The sequence below is a fragment of the Leptospira broomii serovar Hurstbridge str. 5399 genome (assembly GCF_000243715.2).
Taxonomy (GTDB): Bacteria; Spirochaetota; Leptospiria; order Leptospirales; family Leptospiraceae; genus Leptospira_B; species Leptospira_B broomii.
Genome location: NZ_AHMO02000008.1, coordinates 874518 through 891895 on the forward strand (window position 1 = coordinate 874518; position 17378 = coordinate 891895).

Sequence of the window (17378 nt, forward strand, 5' to 3'; positions counted from 1 at the left end):
CGCTGAATTATGATATTTATAAAGATACTGAGGTCGCTTTTAATAGTTGCTTGCATATATTTTTGCAACCCTATTGTTAAATCTAAACCGGAAAAGAAACTTACAGAAAAATTTGGCGTTATTAGAGGCAATGATATTAATGTAAGAATAACCGGGAATGTTAATTCTAAAAAAATTTCCTCATTAAAAAAGGGAGACGTAGTAAAAATATTAGAAAGATCTGAAAGTGCGGAAGAAATTAATAATTACTATGAATACTGGTACAAAATTTTAATACGAGACCGGATCGAAGGCTGGGTTTTCGGTCGATATATAATGATTTTTAACGATAAACCGTTATCGGAGAAACAGATCGCTAATCTATATGCTCCGAAAGGAAGCTACAATGAAAAAGATTTTTTTGACAAAGCAGTCTCTCAATATGGAAAGAATTACTATATTTCAATCCCTGATGGAATATTAGTTACATCAAAGATCGTAACGTATGATTTTCACGAAGAAACGCAGTTTGAATATTTTGATTTAACGTCGAATACTCCTTTCGTAATTTATCATAGCTTAAAACCCGATAGAGTAATAAATTCGAATCTTTGTTTACTTGTGATCAGTTTTCAAAATATTACTTTGTATAATAAATCTACAGAGGGCGATAATTTTTATGGATCTCTACCTGGAAGTCAGTATTTAAAATCTGACGAAATGAATGGTGGTGTGTATTTTCTAGACGAGCTGGATTATACCGTCACAGAAGTATCAAATAAAACGACTGCAAAATATAAAATTCGAAATTGCATTTTTGAAAAAATGAAAAACTAGTTTAGATATCTAGCTATTAGACTTGCAATCACAGCTTCGTCACATTGACTCCATAATCGCGGAGCTAAAAAGTATGTCGGCATGGAGAAGTTAAAAGAGTTAAATATTTCAAAGCTCACGGCTTGACGGTCCCCGAGAGCCTTATCAGATATTCTAATTGTGCGAAACTTTCAGGACACTATCCACCTTAAATATTAATTATGTGAAAGACTTAAGGCATGGCCTATGAATTCATTAAATTGAATAAAATTGTTGCCGAGCTAGCTTTCGTCAAAATGTTATTCCAGGTAAATGAATGAGTTTCAGGTTTATTCCCTTCGAATGGCTTTGAGCAGAGCAATAATTCGAAAGAATCTAAATGTAACTTATCCGATGAATTCAATTCATAATCTAAATTTTTATTCATCATTGCCTTAACTACTAACGGAAAAATAAAAGAAGAAAACAAAATATGCTCGCTTAAAGACCAAATTGGTTCTTGGCTACTGCGTATTCTTCCATGTGCATATTCACCTCGCAACAAGAAAAAATCAGAAAGCCAAACTTCCGTAAGTGATTTTCCTTTTTTAATAATTGAATTTACTTTATCTTGTTTGGGATAATTTTTTATTCTATCACAATGTTTAGGCTCGACCCTCATTTTTGGTTGAACGTATTTTGTGAATTCCCTTTCTAAATTACTATACTTCCCGCCATTTATTCCAAATAATCTTTCCAACGCTCCGCATAAAAGGGTAATTTCAATGTGCTTGTAGAGTTGATCACTATCAGTATTTGCTATATTAAAAATTTGAATGGATTCAAAAATATTTTTACCCGCTGTTATTTGGGCAAATTCATAAATTTTAGATATCAAAATTTGATCACACTTCGGGCTGTCGTCGCAGCAGTAAAAGGGGCGAATTACTGAATAATACTCTAACGGAATTGCGCTCATTGCCTCCCCGTCAGTTCTTCTCGATATTATTGAAATATGTTCTTTTTTCTCGTCGTACGGATACACGAAGAGCTGAAACGATGATTTATTTGTGTAATTGTAAGAGAAAAACTGGCGAGAAGATAACGCTGAAAATGCTAGCACGTCTGAAAATAAGTACAATCTGCTCAAGTCTTTCTCTTCTAGAATACTAATCAGTAGTTCATCTTTATAACGAATCAATGTTCCGGAATAAATTTCCAGCTGACTATGAATTTTATGTAAGCTACCAATTTTATCAAGTATAGCTTGCTCTTCCCCTCCTGGCAATTCCCCTTTCCTATATGGAATTAGTTCTATTTCTTTGAATTTGATAGGTTCTTCGAAGGAGACCCAAGGAAAAAAAGCAATTTTTTTATTCATAAAATTTATGGGGTTATTTCTTCAGCTTCAACTACACATTTCAGATAATTTCATGCACTTGAAAATAATGAAATTTTGCGTTTTTACTTTTGCATTTAATGAATTTCAATTATAATAGTTCAGGATTTCTTATTTTTCTCTGTCCAAAAAGTTTGCAACTGTAAGATCGGCGATGCCTTGCACTGTTACAATATCATTCGATTTCTCAATCAGAATACTTTGTGACTGATCTGCTTTTTCTAATCCTCCATTTTCGGTAATATTATATACGCCATTTTCTTTGATTCGTAAAAGAGAAGGATCGTTTATTATACCGGATTTAAGGACGAGGGCCACTTCGCGATTTATAACTTTTAAAACTACCCCAAGAACATTTGGATCTCCTTTCGAAGCGGGATATATTTTTCGTTTATTACTATCATACTTAACCCAAGTTGCTTCAGTTAAACTTTGATCGCAAGGAAACAAATACAAATGAGAATCGTCGCTTATTTTTTTAAATATACTTCTTTCTGAGGGGACTTCTATAAATCCTATCAAAGAATTTAATTTTGAATTCAGTAGATCTATTTTTCTTAGATATATTTTTTCTTCTTCTTTAGTGACTAGATTCTCCCTTTTTCTATCCACATAAGCACCAAGCAATCTGTATCCCGCGTCGATTACAGGAAGTATAGCAGCTATGAGAAATCCGAGAATGATAGGTAAGATCGCCCGAGCGTAGTAATGATCCTCTATAGTTTTAATTACATTTTCTACCTCTAACATTGGTTCATAATATTTAGGGTAAATAGTCGAAACGAGGAGAGGATAGAGAACATCAAAATTGATTGTTAAAAAGAAAAATGAAGAATTCTTGAAAACTGGGTGCTTAAATCTATCTAAGAATGGCAATACTTTCTCGGGCATTTTGGATTCCTTTTAAAATCCCACTACCTCTCTTTCTTTAATGCTTTTATTCAACTAAGTTTTTTAAACTACCGTTAACCGAAACTTAAATAATTCACTTGAAAACCGATCTAATTCCAACTTAGATTTAGAAAACTAATTAGCTGAAAATTATTCAAAAAAGAGTTGCACATTTCCCCATGTACTATACATTTGTATAGTACATGGTCTGGAGGTATTAAATGCCTGGAAATACTGCAAAAATCATTAAACTAGATTCATATCGAAATCGTTCTAGTAGAGGATTTGGAAAAAAAGACGTTGAAGAGTCAGTGTTCGGTAGAGGACTAAGTGACGAAACGATGCGCACTCTTTCTAAAAGATTCTCCAATCCAATTTCGGAATTGGATTATCGAAACAGAGCTATCTTTCTCCTAATGTCCCGATCTGGCTTAAGAGCAGCAGAAATCGTTTCATTATGCTTTTCCAATCTCTTAAACTCTCCCAAAAGTGAAACTTTGGTAAAATACCGGAAAAAAGGGGGCAAATTAGCTTATTCAGTTTTGTCCGAAGATACGCTTAAAAGTATTCGAGAATACCATAGTAAATTCGGGATAAGTTCAGATTACTTTCTTCTTTCTCGACCTAAAAGACACCAATCAATTAGGTCTCCTCTCTCTAAAAGAGGTCTTCAGCTTATAGTTAGTTCATGGAATGTAAAAACTTTAGAAGGCCGTAATATATTTTGTCATGCAATTCGCCATACTGCTGGAAGAAGGATGTTAGAATATGCTGGCTCAATTGCTACTCAAAAACTATTAGGTCACGCCTCCGCAAATACGAGCAGTAAATTCTATTCTCCCAGGTTCTTCGATGGGAATAAATTTCTAACTTGGGATTAAAAATTCAATTTTTTTACATTATTTATTTAGGAGGAGCTACATGCAAATAAACACCTGGAAAGAAATCGATGCTATTGGAATCGATAAATTTAAAAAGATCCTAGAATCTCTAATTACCTATTACGAAACAGCATTAGGAAGGCAAGACGATCCCATACGAGTTTTTCAAAAGAAATTGTTAATTGCTCCAAATATTCGAATTTTTTGTAAATCATTAGGCTTAAATAATTATGAGTATTTTGTTCAAGCTCACTTAATATCGAATGAGGATAAAATTCATAAATGGACATGGGTTCATATCGATGGAATCCAACGAGAACGAGATGAATTTAAGAATAGAGGAATCTCAGATCACCCGGCATTTCATATTACGAACTTAACTGATATTTATAATGAAAATTCCGCAGCCATCGATGATTTAACAATGCTCGATTTGGACGAAACTATGTGAATGAAGATGATTACATCCCAAATTTAAAGAAGAGTATCCATTCTTCGAATATCAGTGGAACGCTTCCGATCGCGGGATTGTTAAACTATTTCCTTAAATCAAAATTGGTAGATCCCGGATTTTTTCCCGATAAAGCTTATTATATAAAAATTTAAGTTCTTAAAACCCGTAAAAGAAAAATTAGACAATAGTATTGATTTTCCTATCACCGCATGAACCTTCCCTCCGAAGCATTTCTTGTTCCAATAACATTCAAAATGAATTATAAAGCGTAAATTCTTGGAAATATATGATATCCGCATATTACCAAATTCCCTGGTGGGATCTCTTCCTTTCTATTGCCGATTTCGATTTTTAAACTTCTTCATTTAATTTTCCTTTCGACTTCTTATCTTTTAACTTTTTCGACTGTTTTACTTTCTTTCGTTTTCCTTTTAATTTTTGTAGATTCCTTTTTTCTGCCTTCGGTTTTGAAGATCCGTATTTTAAAAGTAAAGTTACGTCGCTCCATGGCTCTAGGACAAAAATAGCGCAACTTTTTATCCAATAAGCAAACTTTGGTTTTTGTATTTCTAATTCTTTTTTAAGAGCTTTTATAAGACTATCTGAATTATCAAATAAGGCAGTTTTATAAACAGACCCCAGTTCGTGTTTTGCGAATCCAAGTTCTGATAAGAAAATTGGAAGCTCGAATGCATACATTTTAGTTCTTTCAGACTCCGTGACTCCCGAGTCAGTCATAGATGCTGTATCCAAATCAAAGCTTAAGCCGAATATTTTATTCATCAGTAATTCCTAAATAGATAATTTACTATTTAGTTAGTAGATGTTCATGAGCTGGAATTTTTTAGTTATAATTACTCGAATACTACTCGTGCTGGCCTTTTTCCATTAGTGCGAACGTAAATATCTCCTTGCTTCGTATACAGTCTTCTTTCGTCAGTAATTTCATAGTCGATGACTTCTTGAAAATGTTCAGGGAATCTACTAAACTTATAGAACTCTTTTCCCGCTATTTTAAATGTTACAAAATCCTCTAGTTCCGAGCTGGAAGGCTTCTGAGTAAAATCATAATAGCTGATTATTTTATAATTTCCTTCTTCTAACTCGATTAGCTTTTCATTAATATCAGTTTGAAACCCTTTTGTATTACATTTTTCTGTTATTTTATTCAAATCACCCCCCTCTAATTGTAGTGTCTTATAGAAATAAATTGTAAGACCGTAAGAACTAAATAGCGATTCGCCAAATATCGCCCTTTCTCGTTTTATACAAACGGCGGGATCAAAAAAGAAAAATGCAGTTCCTTTCTTCGAGAACACATAAGTATCACCTGATCGTAAGTTTTCGATATTCATCGGTTTCCAAATTCCGACCATGTCAACGGGAAGTTTTACTGTTAAAACTTTTTGCGGTTCGCAGGAACTTAAAACTAAAGCGAAAAATATTAAACTGATAATTACTTTATTAGAATACATTTTCATTTCTGAGAGAATATGTATCTTTTATATACGGAAGTTTTTCATTTTTTACACATATTGCCATGTTTTGAAATTTGCGATTATACTTAACATATTTATAGCATATATTATTTTTCAGAAAATATAGAATTAGTCGTCTAAGGAATCGAATAACTTACTTTCATTCTCATTATGTGCTCTCGAATAGCTCAATCGAACAAGTGGTCAAAATCGAAATCCTTCAAATTCGTTAAAACTATTAATGAGCTAAAAAGCCGTTACAATATTGCTCTTACGGAAGGAGCCGAGATAATTCTCAAGCCTGGAATCGATTACACTGTCGAGGACGCTATGTTCTGGCTCGTAAATGAGCAATCTCGAAGTCTAAAGGAGGCTTTCAATTATACTACTTTCAATGCTAAAGCGGAAACTATCTTCGATTTGGTATCATTTAAAAAGCAAATTTATACGCAGCGTTGTATTGTTCCTGTTGATGCTTTTTATGAAGCCAAAGGACCAAAAGGACAAAAACAACCCTACGCAATTAGGATGAAGGATAATGCGCCCTTTGGTATGGCCGGAATTTATTCCCGTTGGCACGATCCGAATACGAAGGATGAGCTAATCAGCTTCGCAATAATTACAACAGTCGCAAACGAACTTATTGCGATGTATCATGATAAAAAAAGGATGCCAGTGATTCTACCACCTGAGAGCTATGAAGCTTGGCTTGATGAAAAATTAACGACGAAAGAACATATATCTTCCTTCTTTAAGACTTTTCCAGAAGAGGGTATGAAAGTTTATCCTGTTTCTAACAGAATCTTCAGCACAAAAAATCGTATTCAGGGGGAAGGTTGCCTCGACGAAATCTCTCTCTCTGAAAATTCTTCTGAATTATTCTGAAGTACTTGCCTTTTCATATATTTACTATACGCATGTAACCATGAGTGTTACTCAAATTCATAGAGAGCCGGATATCGTTAAGATACCATTATTAAAATTGAGGGTGCGAGCAGGTTTCCCATCACCAGCGGATGATTACTTACAAAAAAGATTAGACCCGAAGGAATTGTTGGAAAGAAATCCTACGACTACGTTTTACATGCGTATCACAGGTGATGCTTGGAAGGAGTTTGGAATCCATGACAATGATTTTGTCGTGATCGATCGTTCACTCTTGCCCGTTCATAACAGTCTAGCTGTTGTGACTTATCAAGGAGAATTTACTCTTCGACGGATTGGTAAAATTGGCGATTACTTATGCTTTCTTGGAAGAGATGATAACGCACGAATCATTCCTATTGAACCCAATTCCGAGGTTCAAGTCTGGGGAATTGTTACTTATGTCCTCCATAGATTCTAGGGAGCAAAGGTTCTTTGCACTTGTCGACGTAAACAATTTCTACGTTTCCTGCGAAAGAGCATTCCGACCTGATCTACAAAATGTTCCGTTAGTCGTCATGTCCAATAACGATGGTTGTGCTGTTTCCAGAAGTGCAGAAGCTAAAGCTCTTGGCATCAGAATGGGCATGCCTATTTTCCAAGCGAGAGATCTACCAGGAACAGCAAATCTTATAACACTTTCTAGCAATTATGCTTTATATGGAGATATGAGTCGCAGGTTTCAAGAGGTATTAGAAACTATTTGTCCTGATGTCGAAGCCTACTCTATCGATGAATGTTTTCTTGAATTAACAGGTCTCACTAACTCTGGAGAGGCTCTAGAAGCTCTCGGGAAGAAAATCAAAAATAGAGTTAATCAATGGCTCGGTTTACCTGTCTCAGTCGGAATTGGAGTCACTAAATCGTTAGCGAAACTTGCAAACAGCAGAGCAAAATTAGATACTAGCTGTGACGGAGTCTTTTTCATAGATCCCATTGCTGACCAAGAAGAAGTTCTGTCCTCTTTCGATATATCCGAAATCTGGGGTTTTGGAGCTGCCTACCAAAGGCTTCTCAGAAGCATTGGGGCAACCAATCCTTGGGAATTTATTCGACTACGAAACGATTGGATTAAAAAAAACATGACCGTCATTGGGTTAAGGATAGCATATGAGCTTAGAGGACATGTCTGTAACGAATTAGAATTTTCAATTCCTTCCAAAAAGGAAATTGTTGTTTCTCGTGCCTTCGGAGAAAGAATTTCAAATCTTCGTAATCTTACAGAGGCCACTACAACTTACCTTTCTCGGGCTGTTGAGAAGCTCTGGAAAGAAAATCGTTATACTCGAACACTCACCATTTTTATTCGAACTGATCCATTCAAAAGAGAGGAAAAACAATATTCAGAAAGTATCTTTGTTAAACTACCTGTAGCAACTAGAGATCTATTCGAACTACAGAAATATTGTATAGCGGCTCTTCAGGAAATCTACAGAGAGGATCATCTATACAAGAAATCAGGAATAATGCTTTCTGATTTAGTTTTTGGGGACCAACTGCAAAGGGATTTATTTTACGAAGAATCCGATACCCGCGTTACTGAAGCAATTGTCGGAATCAATGCGGCGTATTATTCTGGAAAAATTCGAACAGCAATTACGGGTTTCGGAAAGAAAAACTGGCGAATGAGGAGAGGAAAGATATCACCTCACGTAACGACTAGATGGCAGGACCTGCCAATTATTAATTCAAGACTATAGTTCTTGAAATTGATTTCGACAAATAAACAACTGGTTTTCTCGTTAGAATTACGTAAAAACTCATTACGCAGCAGACGAATCCAATAAGAACTAAGAAATTAATGCCGAACACAAAGAACAATAATATTGAAAGGTGATTTCAAGTAAATCTAAACTTCCTCTATATTCTTTAAACCCAAAACGTCCCTAAAATAATCTTTTTATTTTGAAGCCAGTCCCCGATTCAATCGATAAGATTCATATCAACCACACCTTCTACGGGCTCTCAATTACTTTTCAATTTCTCGCAAACGAATATAAGATTTTAGCAACAGTTTACGAGTACATTATATTGGCTCTATTTCGATTGCCTGCAATATTTTTTCGAAGTAATTCGTATTTGAAATGTAAGCAGAAAGGAACGATGAAAAGGCAATGACTCTTACAAATTCATCACCAGGAATAAAAATGTATGAAAACCGATTCGGTTGCCTACTCTTCATGAAGGTATTAAACTCAATCTTAGAAAATCCTTTATACAGGCTATGATGAATTGAGTCGTAGTCGATGCCATCGATTCCGGAGAGATAGCGACGAATTACTGCATCAGTATTTGTCCCCTTCTCAATTGGAATTTTCTGAACAGACATTTCCGCGTCCCTTTTTGATTTTAAATCTATTCCGTAAGTAGGAGAGAGAGATTTTCTTATTCCTAATTGCTCTTCCGTTTTCCAATTTCGGTCCAAAGGCAACTTTACACCGTCGACCGTTAATACAGTTTTTTCTGCAACTGGAACTTTATAATCCTGTTTAGCCGGTAATTTTACTTTTAAGGACTCATATTCAAATTGCAAGAATTCATCAACTTCCCGACCAATTCGACCAATTTTAATAACTTTAAAGCCTTTCACTCCTTTACTTTCCAAATGTGAAATAGAAATAATTTTAAATAGCGGTGCCCAATAAGCATATTTAAAATTAAGTGTATAATTAAATTCTGGCCACGGGTCAGACAAACTATACGTATCTATCGTTGATAATTGAGTTGAAGGAACTTTGGGATTTAATAAACCCCAATTTGCCAAATCCAAAAATACATATTGATTATCCCGAGAAGCGGAACCTGCATACTCCTTATCCGGTTTAAATGCAATTACGCCATCTTTTAAGCTGATTTTCGCCGAGACGATAGTCACCTCGTTTGAATTTACCGATTTGCTGCGAACGAATACAGTAGAATCGTCAACTTTCAAGATTCCAACAATTCTTAAATTCCGGGGATACCGATGATCTAGATAATAGATATACTCACCTTCCCAAGTATCCAAAAAAGGATAGGATTCTGCCCTTAATTCAATCAGAGAAATTGTTAACCCGAAGATTAAAATAGATAATTTTATAAAATTAAAATAAATTCGAACTAAGATATTGATTTTCGATTTAATAATATCAAAATTTGGGTCAACCATTTTTCATCCTTAAGTGTATTTTAGATTTTATTCGTATTGTCTATAATGAAAGATGTAATTCATTTCATAATTGTTAGTATATTTTTTTTCTAATATTCTAAATCTTGGCATCCAGCAGGATTTAATTTGTAAATTTCATTCGCAATCTACTTAATATAATTTCATTGATATATTAAATTGTAATACAGATAAGTTCCGCTTAAAAATTTTATCAATTTTTCTTTATCATTCGATAAATACATTATGTATATATCCGCTACATTGTCTTTATGGAGCACAGTCATACTACAAAATTTATACTTTTTATCATACGAAAGATCTAATTTTAAAAAGGAATTACTTCCCCAATCAGCTCCAAATTCTTCCTTAACTGCTTTCTCCGGAAAAGGTTTCGTAGAGAAAATATTTTCTGACTTACCAGCTAGATTTTGCAGGTTCAGAATAAATTGATTCAAATAGTCTGTTTTCTTAGGTGGAACGAGAACTGCTTTCGGATTATTCTTCCTAAATTCTTCAAATTCTTTCATATATGCCGGAATCGAAATAATCTTATAACGTATTTCTATTTCCAATTCTGCCGACTTTAAAGCGTAATCGTAATGAAATGGAACTTCAGAATCAACAGGAACAACCTCGAACTTTGGGGGTACTAGTTGTCGAATTAAAACTTTCGAATCGCTCAGTACATTTTTAAAATCTTCCGTCAATTCTTGAGTTCTCTTTTTTTGAAAACTCTGGCAGGCAACCCCGCTTAAAATTAACAGGATAATGACAATTGATAGTTTTTTCATACTTATCCAAACCGTTTAATTAGTGATAATTTTATAATTTAATTCGTTAGTTCTTCTTCTGGGCATTATCAGATTCGACTAAAAAATAATAAGCAGATCCAATATCTTTTACAGGAATCTCAAGCATTGCGTCTAACTTAGAATCATTAATAATTAATATCTCGCCATTCTTCAAAAAACCAATTACAACTATCCAACTTGATTCATTACCTACTGTTTTTTTTCTTTTAGCCATTAGTACAACTCCGCTCGATATAACGGGGGTGACCATAGGTCCTAAATCGCTTGTGCCCATTTTAACAATAGAAACTTTCCTATAATTCTTGTAATCTCGATCCGCTAATCGTACTATATTTTCAAGATCCGATTCATACTGTGAAGTATTTCTCTGAACCCAAGCTGTTGAAACTTTAGGATAAATTTGTATAAGAAGCGGCTTTAGAGCATAGTAAAAATCAATATACTCATTCTCTGTATCGAAATGAAACACCGAATTAGAATTTTGACCGTATGCCGGAAAACAAAGTAAGATAAAAAGCAAAATATAGAATTTCTTATAAAGTCTGTTCCTATTAATTTGGATTTTTAAACTAAGTATATAATATATACCTAAAATTAATTCCGCAGCCTTTCTAAATATTTTTATCATAAATAACTCCTTTATTTTTTATGGCATTCCGCGAACACTAATTAAAAAGGATAACCCTTTTTTTATTTCAACGCTATTCTTTCAAACAGTTTGCCAATAAAATATAGATTAAATCATTCAGATTCCAAAGATAAAGTGCCCTTTTGATATTCTTCGAAGTCAAAATCTTTCAATATCTGATTGATTGTTTGTAAAATGACTGGTAATGACCCATCATTGTTTCTTCGAACTAGCATCCCTACCCAACGTTCATCGCATTTGAATCCAGGAATATCCTTATATGTCGACAAATCAGATACTGAGCAACCTATTAGCTTTGAAATATTAGTAGAGGCAGCGGTCCCATTAAAATTTGGATCATTTTGTGAACCATACTCGTATTCTGACGAAAGATTTTCAAACCTTAATTTGTTCGAAAGTATTGCTCTAGTCATTTTAACTCGAGCACGAAGCCATTTTTTAATTTTTAAGTTATATATTTCTTGAAGTTGAGGTCCAGAAAATGTATTTTTTGCATCTTCATAAAATTTATTATAAAGCAATGGAATGGCTTGAGGATTATATTTAACTGAAATTCCACTACTCGGGATTATTTCTATTTTTTGAATCAAATTTATTTGAATTAGGGATTGAAAGACTAAATCAATTTCTTTTGCATCTGCTATCGACCACTGAATCAAGCTATAGGGAAAACAAATAGGATCATTTATACAATTTTGAATGGCGTCCGGATAAGTAATTTTAGAATTTATTAATACAGAGTGAATAATTAAACTCTTAACAAATGCCCAACTCGGATCGGAAAATATTCCGGAAGGTCCAAATTTTGTTCGATCGTAGTAGTCCTGAGCTTTCGTAGTTAATTCCAATTTGGGACTTGCCGTAATTGTAATTGACACAACTAAGAGAACCAATAAAGTAATGTTTCCTGTTCGCATAATTATTATCCTTAATTAGAAAATGCCAAGAAATGTAGAAATGTCGTTCATTGAATAATATCTACGTCATCCTCTAAAATCCGCATTCGATGTTTTGTGCCAACTGTTTTTTACTAAGGAAATTTATATAAAGACTATCTGTAAAGATAGCGTCCTAACTAAAGCTACACCGCCTCCAACAGAATCAGTACGTCGCGTAAAGAAAAAGAAAATTAATAATCAGTTAGATGTATGAAAAGTATGCTTAGAGTCGAAAGAAGACGATGTTTAGTGTCCGGGACCAGCTTCTTTTCCAAGTAGGCTGACCGTAAGGTCCATTTATATTTCCCACCTTCTATCGGTTTAACGAAGGACAAATCAAACAAATTGTAAAAAATGAATTACTACTTAATTTGCCAATCCAATGAAGAATTAAGAAAGACGGGACCCTTATAAGGTTGGGAAGGATTATATTTAACTAATAGATGAATGCTGGTTGGTAGGTTGGAATGAGCTTGGGGAATATGATGGTTTTGGACATTCCGTTGTAACAACACAAAATAACCGATTCCTAATGATAGGGAATCTTCTTTAAATACAAATGAACCAGAAAGTGTTCGGTGACTGCGTGCTTTTTATTCTCAAGAAAGTATTTTTCTTTTCTACTCATCTTTACCGTATCCTCTTTTTGAGCGAAAAAGGGCCTACTTTCGTGTAACTAGGTTAATATTAAAAGTATCGTCTTTGACATAAAATAAGAATTCTATGATATTTACTTGTAATTATTTAACTTTCATTTCCAAGTTTTAAATGGATTCTTTATTAAACTAGAATTGAAATATCTTGGATCGTCTGACACTTCTTTTCCGATCCAGTCCGGTTTTTCGAATAGTTGCTTTGGATCATCTAGTTCGATTTCCGCAACTACGAGTCCCTGATTATCTCCGAGAAATTCATCTATTTCCCAAATAGATCCCCGGTAATTTATCGAATAACGGTTCTTCTCTAAGATTGGTTTTTCACAAATATTTTCAAGAATCTGTCTAGCATCATCATTTGGGATCTCATATTCGAATTCTTCCCGAGAGATTCCTACGGTTACTGATTTTATAGTTATAAAACCTTTCGCTTCCTTTAATCGAACTCTAACGGTTCGACTTTTATCTGAATTAAGATAACCTTGAACAATATGCTCCGGCTGAGCTAATTTCTTGTATTCTTCGTTACAAACTAGAAACTTCCTTTCTATTTCCATAAAGAATTAAAATCCCCTCTTACGTGCATTCTTGCAGGATTCATTGATTACTTCATTTTGATAATTTCATCAAGAATTCTTCATTCGACTTAAGCCACCGATCGATTTCTTCAATATAAATAAAATTAATTTTGGAACGATTTTCATTTATAATCTTTTCCGTATCGTTAGATTTTTCACATACAAATAACAATTCACTATCGGATTCTTCGTAATCCTTTATAGCTTTCAATTTTTCTTTAATAGCTTTAGAATCTTCTTTGTAATTAGTAACTTGGCAGAATAGGACTTTTCCATTTTCAGTATAGCCATAGATATCAATACCTTTTAAAGTTCTCCCAATTGGCATCAAGAGATGTTTCAGTGGATTCTTCTTGCATCGTAAATATTCAGCAACAACCACCTCTTGTTGGTCAGGAGTAAGATCCGCCCATTTTTCAATCTTAATTATTCCTTTATTTTCAATTATTCTTCTTAATAATCCGTTCATACTGCGCCAGTGAACAAACGTTCCTTGTCTTGGCCTACGAGCTTTCGCCATCAGTAGATCGGAGCTATTTACGACTTGAATTTCTCTATTTAAGCGGATTATCTTAAGTTTAATTTTTGGATTTTTTATAAATTCTGGTTTATCTTTGAACTCAGATCTAACATCAACGTCACGATAAATTACTTCTTGCAAAGGGTTTACTCGCCCAATTATGCTCTTACCAATCGAAGAGTAATCCGACCATACGTAACCTCCTGTTAAAGCAAATTCGGCAAATCGACGAATATTTCCCTTGGCGACAGGACCAGTATACTTATCAGGATCAATAGAATCAATCGATTCAAAATGAATTGCGATTTCTCTTTGATTAAATAGATTATATAGGTCTTCTTTGTACATTTCCAAGACGCTAGTATGTCTTATAAAATATTCGTTTTGGCTCATATTATCTTCTTCCAACTTTTAACGTATGACTAAAATCTCGGTAAGACAATGCCCAGCCGCACTCTACCAATGCTCGAATGAGTTCCCTATTTTCTTTTTCGGGGTCATTGAAGTACTCTAACACTTGATGCGTAGTTTTTTGCAATTTTCTAAACCTTTTAGTCATATCAAATTCTCCGCGCATTACTTTATAACCGGCATTAATTCCATTTAAACCTGCTAATCTCCAAGTGTACAATGATTCTGAGACCAAAGAACTTCTAAGTAGCCAAGGATCGATATTTCGCGATAGTAAATCGTCGGCCAATTTATCGGAGAGTTTTTTAAGAATTCTATTAGCCTTTTTAAGATCTCTCGCATCTGCTCGACCAATGTATTTACCGAATTCTGAAAGTAACGATCGTGATTCTTCGAGGACTTCGAATGGTATATACCCTGCATTCATAATACTTGCCAATAGTCCGTGCTCATATTTCCAATATGAAACAGATAAGCATTCCCATTGATAACTATAAATAAACCAAATTGCATCCAAAGCATTTCGATCGTTCTCGGCTTTCTCAAACAGTTTATCAATTCCAGGTAGTTTTTTGAAAAATCTGGGTTTTTTAACTTTCATCGAATCTCCATTCGCTGATTTCTTTGCGGATTGTTTCGATGCTTGTTTTACTGATTTAATCGTCATTTTATATTTCCTTTATTGTTTTTTCTTTATATAATATCTCGAAAAATAACTTAGGCTCGCTTTTAAGTTATCTTTTTTTTGAACTTGGTGGTTATGTTCTAACCTTCTTTATAGGAATCCTCTCCGCCTTGTGCACATCGGTAGAGAAGAACCCCTCATTGTTTTTGATTTTGGTAATGTATTTTTTATTCTTATTAATTTAATTTTTTCTACTATTCTATTTTGATAATTTACTTCTTTAATAATGCTGGCATTGTTCATACCTTCTGATAATGTTTTTCATTTTTCTAAAATAAATTTTTACTATTTTTATTGTTACTACGAGTATATTTGAGGTTTTTCCGCGATCCTGCGATGGTCCTCAAAAACCATATCGCTCTACAAATTCTGAATATTTTTTCGCATTCTTGAATTCCTTAAATAGACTCTCGCATAAGCTTAACTACGAGAAATGAAAGCTCTATTTTAGATTTAAAACTCTCAAAATTTTTTCATAGCTTTCAAATATGAATTAAATTCTAAAAATAATAAAAACTAAATAAATTCAATAATTACCGAGATCTACCAGTGTATTCATACTCCCGCCGAATCTCTATTTTTTCAGATTTCCATTACATTTGTTACTTCTGTTATTTATTCTATGTTTATACTGTTGTTTCCTCCGTTTGTACTGTTTTCAGTAGCCTAGTTTCACTGTATCTCATTACAGTTCTAATTCTATTTCTACTAATATTAAACCTAAACAGTTGGTCTTTCAGTTCTATTAGTAGGAGTTTTATTTCTGCTAAAATGTTAGACTGATCAACTGTTGCGGTTCGATACTGTTGTAGAGAATTCTTGAATCTATCTATCTGTTTAAAGAGTGATGCTTTGAGAATTGATTTCGGTATTTCTTGCCCAATATATTCTCTTAAATCTATAACTGAGTATTCACCGTATTTCTCTAATGTTCTTAAGAAAATATTAGAGTATTTTTGACATTTATCTATAATCCGAAGTTCATTAGGGGAAATTTGGATTTTCCCATTTTCCTTCTTAAATGTAAACCCGAGGAAATGAACCTCTTCTATTTCTAAATCAAATAGGTATTGTTGGATTTTTATAGAAATACTTAGATTATAGCTATATAACTGTTTTAGAATTAAATTGTAGAGATTTTTTGCTTCTTCATTAGTTTTAGTAAAGAATACTATATCGTCGGCGTAGCGAATAAACTCTACATTTGGGTATTCACTTTTAACTGGTTTATCTAATACATGGTGAAGAAAAATATTTGAAAGGATTGGTCCAAGAATCGATCCTTGCGGAGTGCCTCGCGAATTCTCTACATACTGGTGTTTTTCAAGTTTTGAGGATTTTAGAAATTCTCGAATGTACTGTTTAATGTCCTGAGATCTAATAGTATTGTTGAGCATTCTAGAAAGGTAAGAATGATCGATTGTATCAAAGTATTTTTTAATATCGATTTTGATGCAGAATCTGTATTCATTTGAGATAAGAGTTTCTTTTAAATATTCAATTGCGCTGTAGGTGGATCGTCCTGGTCTGTATGCGAAACTATTAGGAAGGAATAGTGGCTCGTAAATTGGCTCTAAAATATCGACTAAAATTCTTTGAATGATTTTCTCAGTAGTCGAGAATATACCTATTTTACGAGTATTAGAAGGCTCTGAGGGGTCTTTTACGAACTCTGCTATCCTATAAGGGCTTGGGCTATATAAACCTCTCTGTATTCGTCTGGAGATCGCTCTACAGACTCTAATTCCCTGTTTAAAACGGAGGTAAATGTCTACCCCATCTAAACCTCTAACTGATTTTCTATTTAGTTTTAATAGGGCTTGTCCTATTAAATATGGGGAAACTTGATCAGAAAGATTAAAATCTATATAACTTTGGGATTGTATCTGAAAGATTACAAAGTTGTGGAGATATTCCAGAGATTTCTCGGAATCTTCTATTTCTTTTAGCTTTTCACGAAATCTTTTAACTATCTTCGCTTTGTTTTCTTGCGAAAACTCTTTGTCTTTTAAGTACAACTTTGCCATTAATATTTCGTATGTTCCTCACCTCAACTAAGCAATAAATTGCTTTTATAAGAACAATATTAATCTGACCCAATATTTTTTGTCAAGCTTAATACAGAAATTCACTTTATGTTTTTATTAATACTTTTTAGTTGACAGGATTCATTTTCATTT

18 protein-coding genes are annotated in these 17378 nt (G+C 33.7%); 6 read left to right on the forward strand and 12 right to left on the reverse strand.

The genetic code is table 11. The features are described 5' to 3' along the window. Positions 1-9: 9 nt before the first annotated feature. Positions 10-816 carry an SH3 domain-containing protein gene (locus LEP1GSC050_RS09580; RefSeq protein WP_010571002.1) on the forward strand — a complete coding sequence of 269 codons (807 nt, stop codon included), beginning with the start codon at positions 10-12 and terminating at the stop codon, positions 814-816. A 223-nt stretch (positions 817-1039) separates the two neighbouring features. Here the strand turns inward: LEP1GSC050_RS09580 and LEP1GSC050_RS09585 are convergent, their stop codons facing one another. Both LEP1GSC050_RS09585 and LEP1GSC050_RS20965 read right to left on the reverse strand, forming a co-directional pair. Beyond that, the gene (locus tag LEP1GSC050_RS09585) at positions 1040-2155 is read right to left on the reverse strand and encodes a hypothetical protein (protein ID WP_010571003.1); all 1116 of its coding nucleotides are present in this window, start codon (positions 2153-2155) and stop codon (positions 1040-1042) included. 129 nt (positions 2156-2284) lie between these two features. Beyond that, positions 2285-3064 (reverse strand): hypothetical protein, encoded by a 780-nt coding sequence (locus LEP1GSC050_RS20965; RefSeq protein ID WP_010571004.1) that lies wholly within the window; start codon positions 3062-3064, stop codon positions 2285-2287. 221 nt (positions 3065-3285) lie between these two features. Between LEP1GSC050_RS20965 and LEP1GSC050_RS09600 the strand changes: the two genes are divergently transcribed. Further along, positions 3286-3945, forward strand: a complete 660-nt coding sequence (locus LEP1GSC050_RS09600) for a tyrosine-type recombinase/integrase (protein ID WP_010571005.1) — start codon at positions 3286-3288, stop codon at positions 3943-3945. A gap of 40 nt (positions 3946-3985) precedes the next feature. After that, positions 3986-4396, forward strand: coding sequence for an LIC_13246 family protein (locus tag LEP1GSC050_RS09605; protein WP_010571006.1), 411 nt, complete (start codon positions 3986-3988; stop codon positions 4394-4396). 354 nt (positions 4397-4750) lie between these two features. Here LEP1GSC050_RS09605 and LEP1GSC050_RS09610 read toward each other — a convergent pair whose 3' ends face one another. Both LEP1GSC050_RS09610 and LEP1GSC050_RS09615 read right to left on the reverse strand, forming a co-directional pair. Then, positions 4751-5182 (reverse strand): hypothetical protein, encoded by a 432-nt coding sequence (locus tag LEP1GSC050_RS09610; RefSeq protein WP_010571007.1) that lies wholly within the window; start codon positions 5180-5182, stop codon positions 4751-4753. A 71-nt stretch (positions 5183-5253) separates the two neighbouring features. Then, a complete protein-coding gene (locus tag LEP1GSC050_RS09615; protein WP_010571008.1) occupies positions 5254-5874 on the reverse strand; it encodes a hypothetical protein in 621 nt (206 codons plus the stop codon). 174 nt (positions 5875-6048) lie between these two features. On the opposite strand from LEP1GSC050_RS09615, the gene LEP1GSC050_RS20380 reads away from it, so the two are divergent. From LEP1GSC050_RS20380 to LEP1GSC050_RS09630, 3 genes are read left to right on the forward strand one after another with little or no spacing between them, the layout of a single operon-like run. After that, positions 6049-6762, forward strand: a complete 714-nt coding sequence (locus tag LEP1GSC050_RS20380; RefSeq protein ID WP_010571009.1) for an SOS response-associated peptidase — start codon at positions 6049-6051, stop codon at positions 6760-6762. A gap of 40 nt (positions 6763-6802) precedes the next feature. Next, positions 6803-7222: a LexA family protein gene (locus LEP1GSC050_RS09625; protein WP_010571010.1), complete on the forward strand. Its 420-nt coding sequence runs from the start codon at positions 6803-6805 to the stop codon at positions 7220-7222. Then, the gene (locus LEP1GSC050_RS09630; protein ID WP_010571011.1) at positions 7203-8501 is read left to right on the forward strand and encodes a Y-family DNA polymerase; all 1299 of its coding nucleotides are present in this window, start codon (positions 7203-7205) and stop codon (positions 8499-8501) included. Before LEP1GSC050_RS09625 ends, LEP1GSC050_RS09630 begins: the two co-directional genes overlap by 20 nt. Positions 8502-8827: 326 nt before the next feature. Here LEP1GSC050_RS09630 and LEP1GSC050_RS09635 read toward each other — a convergent pair whose 3' ends face one another. The 8 genes from LEP1GSC050_RS09635 to LEP1GSC050_RS20385 all read right to left on the reverse strand — a co-directional run bounded on the left by LEP1GSC050_RS09635 (position 8828) and on the right by LEP1GSC050_RS20385 (position 17225). Then, entirely contained in the window at positions 8828-9949 is a 1122-nt protein-coding gene (locus LEP1GSC050_RS09635; RefSeq protein ID WP_010571012.1) for a hypothetical protein, read from the reverse strand. A 161-nt stretch (positions 9950-10110) separates the two neighbouring features. Continuing rightward, on the reverse strand, positions 10111-10740 hold the full coding sequence (locus tag LEP1GSC050_RS09640; protein WP_010571013.1) for a hypothetical protein: 630 nt from the start codon (positions 10738-10740) through the stop codon (positions 10111-10113). A 46-nt stretch (positions 10741-10786) separates the two neighbouring features. Continuing rightward, complete coding sequence (locus LEP1GSC050_RS09645; protein ID WP_020987710.1) at positions 10787-11389, reverse strand: hypothetical protein; 603 nt, start codon at positions 11387-11389, stop codon at positions 10787-10789. 113 nt (positions 11390-11502) lie between these two features. Beyond that, positions 11503-12327: a hypothetical protein gene (locus tag LEP1GSC050_RS09650; protein WP_010571015.1), complete on the reverse strand. Its 825-nt coding sequence runs from the start codon at positions 12325-12327 to the stop codon at positions 11503-11505. 772 nt (positions 12328-13099) lie between these two features. After that, positions 13100-13561: a CYTH domain-containing protein gene (locus LEP1GSC050_RS09655; RefSeq protein ID WP_010571016.1), complete on the reverse strand. Its 462-nt coding sequence runs from the start codon at positions 13559-13561 to the stop codon at positions 13100-13102. A 52-nt stretch (positions 13562-13613) separates the two neighbouring features. After that, positions 13614-14495 carry a hypothetical protein gene (locus LEP1GSC050_RS09660; RefSeq protein ID WP_010571017.1) on the reverse strand — a complete coding sequence of 294 codons (882 nt, stop codon included), beginning with the start codon at positions 14493-14495 and terminating at the stop codon, positions 13614-13616. A 1-nt stretch (position 14496) separates the two neighbouring features. Then, positions 14497-15180: a hypothetical protein gene (locus LEP1GSC050_RS09665; RefSeq protein WP_010571018.1), complete on the reverse strand. Its 684-nt coding sequence runs from the start codon at positions 15178-15180 to the stop codon at positions 14497-14499. A 644-nt stretch (positions 15181-15824) separates the two neighbouring features. Further along, positions 15825-17225 carry a reverse transcriptase domain-containing protein gene (locus tag LEP1GSC050_RS20385; RefSeq protein WP_010571019.1) on the reverse strand — a complete coding sequence of 467 codons (1401 nt, stop codon included), beginning with the start codon at positions 17223-17225 and terminating at the stop codon, positions 15825-15827. Positions 17226-17378 lie beyond the last annotated feature (153 nt).

Bases quoted from the DNA above. Each gene is read 5' to 3' on its own strand.
- LEP1GSC050_RS09580 (WP_010571002.1), top strand. From the start codon at position 10: ATGATATTTATAAAGATACTGAGGTCGCTTTTAATAGTTGCTTGCATA.
- LEP1GSC050_RS09585 (WP_010571003.1), bottom strand. From the start codon at position 2,155: ATGAATAAAAAAATTGCTTTTTTTCCTTGGGTCTCCTTCGAAGAACCT.
- LEP1GSC050_RS20965 (WP_010571004.1), bottom strand. From the start codon at position 3,064: ATGCCCGAGAAAGTATTGCCATTCTTAGATAGATTTAAGCACCCAGTT.
- LEP1GSC050_RS09600 (WP_010571005.1), top strand. From the start codon at position 3,286: ATGCCTGGAAATACTGCAAAAATCATTAAACTAGATTCATATCGAAAT.
- LEP1GSC050_RS09605 (WP_010571006.1), top strand. From the start codon at position 3,986: ATGCAAATAAACACCTGGAAAGAAATCGATGCTATTGGAATCGATAAA.
- LEP1GSC050_RS09610 (WP_010571007.1), bottom strand. From the start codon at position 5,182: ATGAATAAAATATTCGGCTTAAGCTTTGATTTGGATACAGCATCTATG.
- LEP1GSC050_RS09615 (WP_010571008.1), bottom strand. From the start codon at position 5,874: ATGTATTCTAATAAAGTAATTATCAGTTTAATATTTTTCGCTTTAGTT.
- LEP1GSC050_RS20380 (WP_010571009.1), top strand. From the start codon at position 6,049: ATGTGCTCTCGAATAGCTCAATCGAACAAGTGGTCAAAATCGAAATCC.
- LEP1GSC050_RS09625 (WP_010571010.1), top strand. From the start codon at position 6,803: ATGAGTGTTACTCAAATTCATAGAGAGCCGGATATCGTTAAGATACCA.
- LEP1GSC050_RS09630 (WP_010571011.1), top strand. From the start codon at position 7,203: ATGTCCTCCATAGATTCTAGGGAGCAAAGGTTCTTTGCACTTGTCGAC.
- LEP1GSC050_RS09635 (WP_010571012.1), bottom strand. From the start codon at position 9,949: ATGGTTGACCCAAATTTTGATATTATTAAATCGAAAATCAATATCTTA.
- LEP1GSC050_RS09640 (WP_010571013.1), bottom strand. From the start codon at position 10,740: ATGAAAAAACTATCAATTGTCATTATCCTGTTAATTTTAAGCGGGGTT.
- LEP1GSC050_RS09645 (WP_020987710.1), bottom strand. From the start codon at position 11,389: ATGATAAAAATATTTAGAAAGGCTGCGGAATTAATTTTAGGTATATAT.
- LEP1GSC050_RS09650 (WP_010571015.1), bottom strand. From the start codon at position 12,327: ATGCGAACAGGAAACATTACTTTATTGGTTCTCTTAGTTGTGTCAATT.
- LEP1GSC050_RS09655 (WP_010571016.1), bottom strand. From the start codon at position 13,561: ATGGAAATAGAAAGGAAGTTTCTAGTTTGTAACGAAGAATACAAGAAA.
- LEP1GSC050_RS09660 (WP_010571017.1), bottom strand. From the start codon at position 14,495: ATGAGCCAAAACGAATATTTTATAAGACATACTAGCGTCTTGGAAATG.
- LEP1GSC050_RS09665 (WP_010571018.1), bottom strand. From the start codon at position 15,180: ATGACGATTAAATCAGTAAAACAAGCATCGAAACAATCCGCAAAGAAA.
- LEP1GSC050_RS20385 (WP_010571019.1), bottom strand. From the start codon at position 17,225: ATGGCAAAGTTGTACTTAAAAGACAAAGAGTTTTCGCAAGAAAACAAA.